The 10428-nt window shown below is 49.3% G+C and carries 10 protein-coding genes; 6 read left to right on the forward strand and 4 right to left on the reverse strand.

Features of this window, described 5'->3' with window-relative positions; genetic code table 11:
- Positions 1 to 630 precede the first annotated feature (630 nt).
- The 6 genes from TW77_RS22415 (at position 631) to TW77_RS22440 (ending at position 8460) form a co-directional block, all read left to right on the forward strand.
- Complete coding sequence (locus TW77_RS22415) at positions 631 to 855, forward strand: hypothetical protein (RefSeq protein ID WP_046007195.1); 225 nt, start codon at positions 631 to 633, stop codon at positions 853 to 855.
- A gap of 372 nt (positions 856 to 1227) precedes the next feature.
- Positions 1228 to 2478: an efflux RND transporter periplasmic adaptor subunit gene (locus tag TW77_RS22420; protein ID WP_046007196.1), complete on the forward strand. Its 1251-nt coding sequence runs from the start codon at positions 1228 to 1230 to the stop codon at positions 2476 to 2478.
- Between the two features lie 9 nt (positions 2479 to 2487).
- On the forward strand, positions 2488 to 3216 hold the full coding sequence (locus TW77_RS22425; protein ID WP_046007197.1) for an ABC transporter ATP-binding protein: 729 nt from the start codon (positions 2488 to 2490) through the stop codon (positions 3214 to 3216).
- 10 nt (positions 3217 to 3226) lie between these two features.
- Positions 3227 to 5662 (forward strand): ADOP family duplicated permease, encoded by a 2436-nt coding sequence (locus TW77_RS22430; protein WP_046007198.1) that lies wholly within the window; start codon positions 3227 to 3229, stop codon positions 5660 to 5662.
- Positions 5663 to 5749: 87 nt separating this feature from the next.
- Positions 5750 to 7132, forward strand: coding sequence for a sigma-54-dependent transcriptional regulator (locus TW77_RS22435; RefSeq protein WP_046007199.1), 1383 nt, complete (start codon positions 5750 to 5752; stop codon positions 7130 to 7132).
- Between the two features lie 5 nt (positions 7133 to 7137).
- A complete protein-coding gene (locus TW77_RS22440; RefSeq protein ID WP_052713314.1) occupies positions 7138 to 8460 on the forward strand; it encodes a sensor histidine kinase in 1323 nt (440 codons plus the stop codon).
- A gap of 216 nt (positions 8461 to 8676) precedes the next feature.
- Here the strand turns inward: TW77_RS22440 and TW77_RS22445 are convergent, their stop codons facing one another.
- The 4 genes from TW77_RS22445 to TW77_RS22460 form a co-directional block, all read right to left on the reverse strand.
- Complete coding sequence (locus tag TW77_RS22445; protein WP_046007200.1) at positions 8677 to 8991, reverse strand: helix-turn-helix domain-containing protein; 315 nt, start codon at positions 8989 to 8991, stop codon at positions 8677 to 8679.
- The gene (locus TW77_RS22450; RefSeq protein ID WP_046007201.1) at positions 8978 to 9310 is read right to left on the reverse strand and encodes a type II toxin-antitoxin system RelE/ParE family toxin; all 333 of its coding nucleotides are present in this window, start codon (positions 9308 to 9310) and stop codon (positions 8978 to 8980) included. The genes TW77_RS22445 and TW77_RS22450 overlap by 14 nt, the downstream gene beginning before the upstream one ends.
- Positions 9311 to 9542: 232 nt before the next feature.
- Positions 9543 to 9812 carry a Txe/YoeB family addiction module toxin gene (locus tag TW77_RS22455; RefSeq protein WP_046007202.1) on the reverse strand — a complete coding sequence of 90 codons (270 nt, stop codon included), beginning with the start codon at positions 9810 to 9812 and terminating at the stop codon, positions 9543 to 9545.
- A complete protein-coding gene (locus tag TW77_RS22460) occupies positions 9805 to 10059 on the reverse strand; it encodes a type II toxin-antitoxin system Phd/YefM family antitoxin (RefSeq protein ID WP_046007204.1) in 255 nt (84 codons plus the stop codon). The genes TW77_RS22455 and TW77_RS22460 overlap by 8 nt, the downstream gene beginning before the upstream one ends.
- Between the last annotated feature and the right edge of the window lie 369 nt (positions 10060 to 10428).

The following is a 10428-nucleotide window of genomic DNA, read 5'->3' on the forward strand; positions in this document are numbered from 1 at the left end:
TAACGCTTTAGTATTCATGCGTACGCAGTACGCATAATCGTTTGTTGAACTGGGCCGCTACCTGCACGCCGTATCCGGCTGGTGTGGTTTATGCTATGGGGATTTACTTTTAATGAGTGACTTTTGTTCTAAACCATATCTGGTTTAAACCGTTACTTCGTGACTCAATCCCTGCCTGAACAACGTATTTATGAGTAACATTAGACCCACTTTTTTCCTATTTGGCAAGGTGGTGGCACAGCCTGGTTTTCTCTACCTGCTTGTTGTATTGGCTGAGTGGTCATCACTGCTGTACTCATTTATTTGGTAGATACACCAGTTGTTATATCATCTTCTCTTAGGTTAGCTTTCGTTTGGTATGTAGGCAGATCCCGGCTCGCAAGCGTCCGGGATGACGGAGCGGTTTGTCAGTTTTGCTCTTAGCGAGACTATGAGGCTCGATATGCTTAGGACTTTGTATGGACACCAACCATAGCGCTATCTCATCTTCTCTTAGGTTTACTACTGCATGGTGTGCAAGCAGATCCCGGCTCGCACGCGTCCGGGATGACGGAGCTGTTTGTCGGGTTTGTTTTCATTGAGGAACTACTGCGTGGTATCTAAGTAGATCCCGGCTCGCACGCGTTCGGGATGACGGAGCTGTTTGTCGGGTTTGTCTTCATTGAACAACTGCTGCATGGTGTTCAAGTAGATCCCGGCTCGCAAGCGTCCGGGATGACTGAGTGGTTTGTTAGGTTTGTTTTCATTGAGAAACTACTGCGTGGTGTTCAGGTATATCCCGGCTCGCAAGCGTCCGGGATGACTGAGTGGTTTGTTAGGTTTGTTTTCATTGAGAAACTACTGCATGGTGCTTAAGTAGATCCCGGCTCGTACGCTTCCGGGATGACGGAGTTGTTTGTCTGGTTTGTCTTCATTGAACAACTACTGCATGGTGTTTAAGTAGATCCCGGCTCGCACGCGTTCGGGATGACGGCGTGGTTGTCGGTTTTGTCTGGAACCAGCCACAACGGCGGGTACGTGTAAGCTTTGTGCGCATATCAATTCTGAACCTGTGCTTTGCACTCCCACCCCGTCAGTCTCATCTTTGCGCCTAGTCCCAAATTTAATCCCAAATATGGGACTGGCAATTCTCAAATAAAATAAAGCCGATAAATTTCAACCACTTAAAATTTGGCACAAAGCCTGCTCTGTTACTCTCAAATTGTTCTTATTCGACCAGGAGTGACAATGGACATTGCAGTAAAGACTAAAAAAAGCTGGCCTGTGCGTACGTTAGTCATCGTATTTATCGCGCTTGTGGCGTTGGCCTTGGGTGCATACCAGCTTTGGCAGTATTCTCGTGCGGAGCTTACGCTCAAAGCCAATTCGTTGATCATTAATCAGGTCAAAAGAGGCAGTTTCACCGTAACCGTGCGTGGTAATGGCGTGCTGGTTCCTGAAAATGTGCAATGGCTTTCGGCCAGTGGCGATGCAAAAGTTGAGGCGCTGCTGTACAAGCCCGGGCAGGAGGTAAGCCGGGGCGATGAGATTGTGCGCTTAACTAATCCGCGCTTAGAGCAGCAGCTGGCCGAAACAAAATGGGAATTGTCGGCGCTTGAAGCCGAGCATCAGGCCAGTGATTTGGCCGAGCAAGCCGCGATTGCACAACAGCGTGCCGATATGCTCAATGCCCAAATGGCACTCAATGGTGCTGAGCACGAATACCTGGCGCACCTTGAGTTAATTGAAACCGGTGCGGTCTCAAAGCTGGACTTTCAGCGCGCTAAAATTGCCCTTGAACAGGCGCGGCAAACTCTGGCGTCCAGAAAAGAGCAAATGGCTGAATCGGCTAAAAGCTTAAAGGCGCAGCAACATGCCCGCTTTGCCAGGCTCAACCAGCTAAAAAACCGGGTGTCGCGCATTCAAACGCAAGTAGATGAACTGAGCGTACGCGCCTCCATTGATAGCATTATTTTAGCGCTGCCGGTGGAGGTGGGTCAGCATGTCAGCATGGGCAGCAACATTGCTAAACTGGCCGATCAGGGTGCGCTTATCGCTGAGCTGCAAGTGCCTGAGCTACAAATTCAGCAAATCAAAGTGGGCCAGAAGGTCACCATAGATACCCAAAACAATCAGGTACTGGGGCATATTACGCGGATCGACCCTGAAGTGATGCAAGGCAATGTGCAGGTTGATGTGGCCTTTAGCGAGCCGTTGCCAGGCGATGCGCGGCCCGCGCTGAGCGTAGATGGTGAAATTACCATCGCAGAGCTTGATAACACGCTGTATGTATCACGCCCCTTATTTACCCAAAGCCAGTCCCAATCCAGTATTTACAAACTCAGCTCAGATGGTTTAATGGCCACGCGTACAGCCGTGCAACTCGGGCTGGGCTCCGTCAACTATGTACAAATTATTCAAGGACTTGAAGAAGGCGATCAGATAATCACGTCTGATCCAAGCCGCTTCGAAAGTTTTAACCAATTTAGGATCAACTAGGAAACCGCCATGACTCAGCCTGTATTAGCATTAAAAAATCTCAGTAAAGTCTTTTTTTCTGACGATTTAGAAACCCATGCACTGAACGACGTATCGCTGCAAGTGTACCAGCAAGAATATATTGCCATTTCCGGGCCATCGGGCTCGGGTAAGTCGACCCTGTTGTCGCTGTTAGGTCTGCTGGATACGCCAACCTCGGGGAGTTACCAGCTTGCCGGGCACGAAGTGAGCAATATCAGTAAAACGGAGCGCGCCCGGATCCGCAACAACCAAATCGGGTTTATCTTTCAGTCTTTTAATTTGATCAGTGATTTAGATGTGATGGAAAACGTCGAGCTTCCCCTGACCTACCGTAAAGACTTGAGCAAGTCGCAGGTTAAGCAAATGGCCGCAGACGCTTTGGCCAAGGTTAATATGAGCCATCGAACCAATCATTATCCGTCGCAGTTATCCGGTGGTCAGCAGCAACGTGTTGCCATTGCCCGCGCCATTGCCGGGTCGCCCAGTTTAATTCTGGCGGATGAACCGACCGGCAACCTGGACTCTAAAAACGCCCATGATGTACTGGCGCTGCTTGATACCCTGCATCACGAGGGTGCCACCATTTGTATGGTAACGCACGACCCGCGCTCCGCCGAGCGGGCACAGCGCAAGATTGAAGTGCTCGATGGCCGCATTATTGCCGATCACAAGACGCACACTGCACAGCCTGAGCTTGCCGACGTTGTGCACAGTTAAGGGGAAGACGATGAGTATTCGCAGCGATATCAAGTATGCCCTGCGCCTGCTGGCAAAAAAGCCCAGCTTTAGCGCACTCACTGTGTTTGTGATGGCAACAGGTCTTGGCCTGAGTGTTTACCTGTTTTCATTTATGAACACCATGCTATTTAAGCCTTTGCCCTTTGAAGATGGCGAGCATTTAATTGAGATAACCACCTCAACCAATGGCCAGCGTAATTTTGGCGACTTTAATATTCATGACTTTGCCGAGGTTGAAGCGCAGTTAAGCGGGGCCAGTGAGTTTAGCGCCTATCGTCGCGCAGTGGTTAATATTGCCGGGCGTGACGGCGCACGCAGATATGAAAGCGCCGATGCGCGTGCCAATTTGTTTGAGCTCACCCGCACCGCCCCGCTCCTAGGCAGAACATTCACAGCCGATGAAGACAAAGTGGGCGCGCAGAATGTGGTGGTGCTGGGTTACGATATCTGGCAAAACCATTTTGGTGCCGATCAGGAGATCCTGTCACGCAGCGTCGATATTAACGGCCAGCCCTATCGCATCATTGGCGTAATGCCAGAAGGTTATTACTACCCGCGCCGTGCTCAGCTTTGGCGACCGCTGCGCGATAATCCCCAGCAAGTTTCGCGGGAACAAAACGCACAGGTAACCGGGTTAGCGCTGAGAAAACCAGGCGTCACGATTGAACAACTCGACAACGAGCTAACGCTTATCATGCAGCGCCTGGAGCAGCGTTATCCAAAAACCAATTCTGGCCTGAGTGCGTATGCACTTACCATGCACCAGTCTACCGCTGATGGCGGTATGTCGGTGGTTTATGTAATGCACACTGCGGCAATCCTTATCTTAGTGCTGGCGTCCGTCAATGTGGGTAACCTGTTGTTATCACGCGCCGTTGAGCGCTCTCAGGAAACAGCCATTCGTGTTGCACTGGGCGCACCGACCGGGCGTTTGCTGAGTCAGCTGTTATGGGAAAGCCTGTTGATCTGCGGTTTGGGTGGGCTAATTGGGCTTTTGCTCGTTGGCTGGGGCTTAGAGATTACGCAAACCGTCACCAATCAGTTCTTTACTGACAGACCGCCGTTTTGGTGGGACTTTGGCATAGACGCCTACACCCTGAAAGTGTTTTTTGCTTTCCTGGTGGGCACCATTTTTGTCACCGGCTTTTTGCCTGCATGGCGCAATATTAACGGCGACTTTAATGCTGTTCTGCGCGATGGTACACGCGGTGCGCTGGGCAAAAGTGCCGGTAAGCTCAACAAAGCACTGGTAATTGGCGAGGTATTTTTGTCTATTACCATTTTGATTGTTGCCGCGGTGATGATCTCGGGCAGTTATAAGGCCACCTATGCAGATTACGGTGTTAATACGCAAGATAAACTGGTCGGGCAAATTACTCTGCCAGAGGAGCAATATCAAACCGATGAGCAAAGACGCCAGTTTGTACAAACACTTAAAGCGCAGTTAGACGCCCAAAGTGGCTTTAGCAGCAACATGATCACATCAGCCTTGCCGGGCTTTGGAGACAAACGCCCCGCTGTTGCCGTCGCCGGTCAGGAATATGGCCAGCAAGGTTTGGCCAGCTACCCCAGAGCCAACCAGGTAGCCGTTGTGCCGGGTGCATTGCAACACATAGAGGCAAAATTACTTGAAGGGCGCTTTTTTAATGACTCCGACAACTCCGAAGACAAGCGCACCGTGATTGTCACAGACAGTTTTGTACAGCAGTACATGAACACCGAGCAACCGATTGGGCAACGCGTGCAATTTATTAATGAAGATGGCAGCAAAGGGCCGTGGTTTACGATTGTAGGCGTTGTTAAGCACATAGTGCAGACCATGCCGAACAGAGATAAAGCAACGAGAACCCCGTCTTTCTACGTACCTTTTGCGCAATCACCGCGCGCGGCGGTTTACATTAGTGTGCAACTGCAAAGCGACACACAGAGTGCTAAAGCCGCACTAACCCGGGTGGTTAATCAGATTGACTCGCAGCTGCCCGTGTTCAATATTGCCACTTTGGATGATCGCCTTACGCAACGTGTTGCACCACTAAGGTTTGTCGGGGGCGTATTTGTGCTGTTCGGGTTAGCTTCGCTGTTACTGGCTGCCAGCGGCATTTACGGGGTAATGGCCAACACCATTTCGCAGCGTACTCAGGAGATTGGCGTAAAACGCGCGCTGGGCGCCAGCGAAAGTCGTATTACCCTTGAGTTTTTGCTCTCAGGGACCACGCAGTTGCTGCTCGGTGCCGTGCCCGGGCTGGCGATCGGCTTAACACTGGGATACGCCATGTCGGTGCCTATTGGGGTTGAGTTCTTCGATGTGGCCGTTACTGCGGTGGTGCTCACCGGCGTGCTTAGTCTGGTGGTCTTGCTGGCAACCTATCTGCCTACGCAACGCGCACTCAGCAATGAACCTGCGTACGCGCTCCATAACAACTAATTGATCGCAACTAAGCGCAGCCTGTTATTTATTCGCTGCGCTTTTGTTGTACACTGAATTTACTTAAGCGGTTGATAACACACATTTATGAACGACCCAATTTTAATTATTGATGACGATGAAGGTGTCAGGCGTGCACTGAGCCTGCTGTTGCTGGAAGAAGGTTACGCCAGTGTGCAGGCCAGCTCGCCGGGCCAGGCTATGCAACTGCTTAAACAGCATACCATTAGCTTACTGATCACGGATCTAAACTTTACCGAGGACACCACCTCCGCTCAGGAAGGGCTGGCATTGATAGAGCAAATTAGAGCAGACGATGAACATTTGCCAATCATTGCCATTACCGGTTGGGGAAGCATTGAAATTGCGGTCAAAGCAATGCAACTGGGTGCCAACGACTTTGTGCAAAAACCGTGGGAAAACGAGCGGTTACTGACGATAGTTCGTACCCAGCTACAGCTTGCAAAAGCCCACAAACGCACCCAAAAGTTAGCCGTTCACAACCAGCTGTTGCAAAACGAACTTGGCGTGGTGTCGGGGCTGATTGCCCATTCCGAGCCCATCAAACACGTTCTGGCAACGTTAACTCAGGTGGCCAAAAGCGATGTGAGTGTGTTGCTGACGGGAGAAAACGGCACAGGAAAAAGCCTGTTTGCGCGGTATTTACATGATTTATCGTCCCGAAAAGACGAGCAGCTGATCAGCGTAAATATGGGTGCAGTGAGCGAAAACTTATTCGAAAGCGAGATGTTTGGCCATGTTAAGGGCGCTTTTACCGATGCCAAGTCGCACCGCATTGGCCGCTTTGAGCTGGCCGATGAAGGCTCGCTGTTTTTAGATGAAATTGCCAATACCCCCTACTCCCAGCAAGCCAAGTTACTGCGCGTACTTGAAGAAAGGCAGTTTGAAAAAGTCGGTGCCAGTAAAACACAGTCAGTCAACATTCGTTTAATTACCGCCACCAATGCCAACCTGGATGACGCCGTGCACCAAGGCAGTTTTCGAAAAGATCTGTTATATCGCATAAATACCGTGCAGGTACATATTCCGCCACTGCGAGAACGCCAGGCCGATATTCTGCCGCTGGCGCAGCACTTTTTGCGGCGCTCCATTGATAAGTACGCGGCACAGGGGCGTGTTTTAACATCGCAAGCACAAAGTGCCCTGCAAGCGTATCACTGGCCTGGCAATGTCAGAGAGCTGGCGCACCTGATGGAGCGGGCACACATTCTGGCGCCCAGCGAGCAAATTGATGTTACGCACCTCAATTTACCCTCGGAGCAGCCGCGCCACAGCGCCTCGAGCAGTGAAGGCAAAGAGCAGGAACCCTTGCTGACCCTGGCTGAGCTGGAGCAAAAAGCCCTGGAACGCCGTATGTCGCACTTTCAGGGGGATGCCGTTGCCGCTGCACATTCGTTGGGGCTGAGCCGCAGTACCTTTTACCGGCGTTTAAATAAAACAGGTAAATAATAACTATGCCTAAATCAGCGTCATACGAATCTCAGCTGTGCTATTTGTACCTTGCCAGTGCCGTGCCTTTGCTTTTTTTGCTTATTATCACCATGTTGCTCACTGATATATCGGTGTGGCTGGTGGCGCTGTGCGCATTGCTGGGCGTGATAGTGCTGACCTGGAGTACCTTGTATATTAAGCAAAAAGTGGTGTACCAGCTGCGAACCCAAACCAATTTAGTGGAGGCCCTCGCACAGGGCGACTACACACTCAGGGCACACACAGGCCCTAATGAGAATGAATTAACGCCGCTGTTTAGTGCCATCAACCGACTTGCCGAGCGTTTAAGTGCACAGCGCTGGCAATCAGCGGAATCTCAGCAGCTGGTGCAAACCGTACTTGAGCATATCGATGTGGCGATTTTAGCCATTGACGATCAGCAGACTATTGCGTTGTCTAACCCTGCTGCACAAACCCTGTTCGCACTGGATGACACCCACACAAAACAGACCCTGCCCAAGGCATTAGCCGAAGTCAGCCAACTGGCGTCCGGGCAAAGCCAGGTGATTGAGCTGCCCGTGGCATTGCAAACCAAACGCTACAATGTGCATGCAGAGCAATATTTGAGTGAGGGCAAAACTTACAAACTACTGTTTATTACCGATGTGCATTCATTACTGCGCAGCGAAGAGCGCCACGCCTGGCAAAGGCTGATCAGAGTAATGAGCCATGAGATAAACAACTCGCTCTCTCCTATTACCTCTATTTCGCAAACCTTAGTAAAAATTGTCAGCAAACGCTGCGAGCCGGATATCCAGGTGCCACTCACCGAGAACTTAAACTTTATTCAGCACCGCGCCGGCGAGCTCAGTAAATTCATCGAAAGCTATAACCAACTGGCCAGACTGCCAGAACCTGAGCGCAAAACTTGCTCACTACATGCGCTTATCTCTAATTGCCAGAAGCTCTTTCCTCAGTGTGAATTCAACCTGCTCAATGCACATGACCTGTCGCTTAATGTCGACCCTGTGCAATTTGAACAGCTGTTTATCAATCTGTTCAAGAACGCCTGCGATGCCGCAGAGCAAGCCAATGTACCCTGCCGGATAGAGATTGACTGGCAGCTTAGCAGTCAGCAAGTGCGCATTACCATTTGCGACAATGGCATTGGCATAAAAAACACCGACAACTTATTCGTGCCTTTTTACAGTACCAAGCAACAAGGCTCAGGCATCGGCCTGGTACTTTGCCAGCAGATCATTGAGGCCCACCAGGGACGTTTGTCTTTGCACAATCGCCAGACGCAATCAGGATGCTGCGCCGTACTGGCGATCGGGTATTCGTAGTGGGTTGGTGTTGTTTAGGTAGAGAGTGAAGGGGTGAGCTAAATTGTGAGAATTGTGAGGGCAGCCAATGTAATTCTGCACCCCTCTGCATGCCATTTATGGCTTAAGTACCTTCAAAAACCAGGTTAATAACCGCCCTGAACTCACAGCTAAAAAACGGCGCAATATGGGAAGCGTCAACTGCTGGCATGTAACTTTTGACGTCATGGCCTCTTGTTATAGCTCTGCGATGTGTGACAGCGTTTCTGGGTGACGCTGTACCAACTTTAGCAGAGTGACCGCTTGCCCATTTGGTACGCTGCGCCCCTGCTCCCAGTTTTCTAATGTACGCGATGATGTATGTAACAATCGAGCAAATACACCACGAGACATATTGAACTGCTCACGAATACTGACGATTTCGTCAGGCGAGATATTCAAATCACCAATATCATTAACTTGATGGGTTTTCAGAGTTACTTTACCCTCTGAGTGTTCTTTAGCTTCAACAAGTGCTGAACTTAGTTCTGTAAATAGGTCACGATTGCTCATTGCGCCACGCCTCCATAAAAGACTTTAAGTGTTTCTTTTGATCTGTGGTTAAATCCGACATTTCATTTTTGCCGTAAATGGTCAGCAAATAGAAACGACGCTTTTCATCGAAGAAGTAGTAGATAACACGTGAACCACCACGCTTTCCCTTTCCTTTACTTGCTACTCGAATCTTTCGTAAACCACCCGTGCCCTGAATTACATCACCTTGCTTTGGGTTCGACATAAGTTCAGCCTGGAACAACCGGAACTCCTCATCACTAAGGTATTCATTTCGGTACTTTCCAAATATGGTTGATTCAATAAACACACTTTTCATAAGCAAAGTGTACGCAAGTAACGTATAGATAGCAAACTATACGTTACTTGCGAGTTGTGAGGACGGCCAATGTGATTCTGCCATCCTCTGCACGCCTTTTGTGAATTGTGTGTTTTTAAAACCCACGTTAGTTACCATCTAAAACTCACAGCCAAGACGGAGCGAAACTGGAACGGAATTTAGCTTTTGACATCAAGCTCTCTTGTTAGATGCCAGACCCTTTAGCCTCATCTTAGTAATGGTAACGACATGAGATTATCGTTATCGCTTGATCATCGACTGCGTAAACAAGCCTATTAGTATCATCAATACGACGAGACCAAAAACCAGATAAGCTCTCTTTTAAAGGCTCTGGTTTACCAATGCCCTCAAATGGCAAGCGCTTAACATCATTGATGAGTTTGTTGATGCGCTTGAGTGTTTTCTTGTCTTGAGTTTGCCAATACAGATAGTCATCCCAAGCATTATCAGTCCACGACAGTAAGCGTTGACTACTACTCATCAATTAACTCACGTGCTGTTGTTTTACCAGCACGGTACTGAGCAATCGAGCGGTTTAGGTGTTCAGCATTTTGAGGAGAGCGTAGCAAGTGAACGGTCTCCATAAGGCTATTGTAGTAATCTAAAGACATAACCACAGCATCTTCAGCATCACGGCGTGTAATAACGGTTGTGTCAGCGTCATTAACTACACCGTCCAAAACCGCTTTAAGACCATTTCTAGCTTCGGTAAAAGATACGATTCTCATAAGCACCTCAACATGTACAATTAATGGAACAAGTATAGTCTTCATCACTTTACTTGTACAGTAAGTTGAACATGCGGTATTGATAAGACACTGCCGACCTGTAACAAATACAGACAATGCTGGGTGTCTGTGATTTCTTGCCCCTTTGCTAGCGACCATTATTCTCTGGTGGATAGGCCTGCATGCCCAACACTCAAATTGGCAACGAAAGTTCCAGGCAAATACAATAAAAGACCGTGCTGTTCTGTCGACTGTCAGACTTGGCAAAGAGGTTAGGCGACGAAGCGATTATGTTATGACGGGGAAGCAGCTACCCTGGGCTATACGTGAATACGTGCGCTTGATACAGGTAGTGTTCAATTTTCTGTG

Origin of the sequence: Pseudoalteromonas rubra, assembly GCF_000967655.1 — a bacterium.
In the GTDB taxonomy this organism is placed as follows: Bacteria; Pseudomonadota; Gammaproteobacteria; order Enterobacterales; family Alteromonadaceae; genus Pseudoalteromonas; species Pseudoalteromonas rubra_A.

Excerpts from the sequence above, each read along its gene's own strand:
- TW77_RS22415 (WP_046007195.1), top strand. The coding sequence starts at position 631 with ATGACGGAGCTGTTTGTCGGGTTTGTCTTCATTGAACAACTGCTGCAT.
- TW77_RS22420 (WP_046007196.1), top strand. The coding sequence starts at position 1,228 with ATGGACATTGCAGTAAAGACTAAAAAAAGCTGGCCTGTGCGTACGTTA.
- TW77_RS22425 (WP_046007197.1), top strand. The coding sequence starts at position 2,488 with ATGACTCAGCCTGTATTAGCATTAAAAAATCTCAGTAAAGTCTTTTTT.
- TW77_RS22430 (WP_046007198.1), top strand. The coding sequence starts at position 3,227 with ATGAGTATTCGCAGCGATATCAAGTATGCCCTGCGCCTGCTGGCAAAA.
- TW77_RS22435 (WP_046007199.1), top strand. The coding sequence starts at position 5,750 with ATGAACGACCCAATTTTAATTATTGATGACGATGAAGGTGTCAGGCGT.
- TW77_RS22440 (WP_052713314.1), top strand. The coding sequence starts at position 7,138 with ATGCCTAAATCAGCGTCATACGAATCTCAGCTGTGCTATTTGTACCTT.
- TW77_RS22445 (WP_046007200.1), bottom strand. The coding sequence starts at position 8,991 with ATGAGCAATCGTGACCTATTTACAGAACTAAGTTCAGCACTTGTTGAA.
- TW77_RS22450 (WP_046007201.1), bottom strand. The coding sequence starts at position 9,310 with ATGAAAAGTGTGTTTATTGAATCAACCATATTTGGAAAGTACCGAAAT.
- TW77_RS22455 (WP_046007202.1), bottom strand. The coding sequence starts at position 9,812 with ATGAGTAGTAGTCAACGCTTACTGTCGTGGACTGATAATGCTTGGGAT.
- TW77_RS22460 (WP_046007204.1), bottom strand. The coding sequence starts at position 10,059 with ATGAGAATCGTATCTTTTACCGAAGCTAGAAATGGTCTTAAAGCGGTT.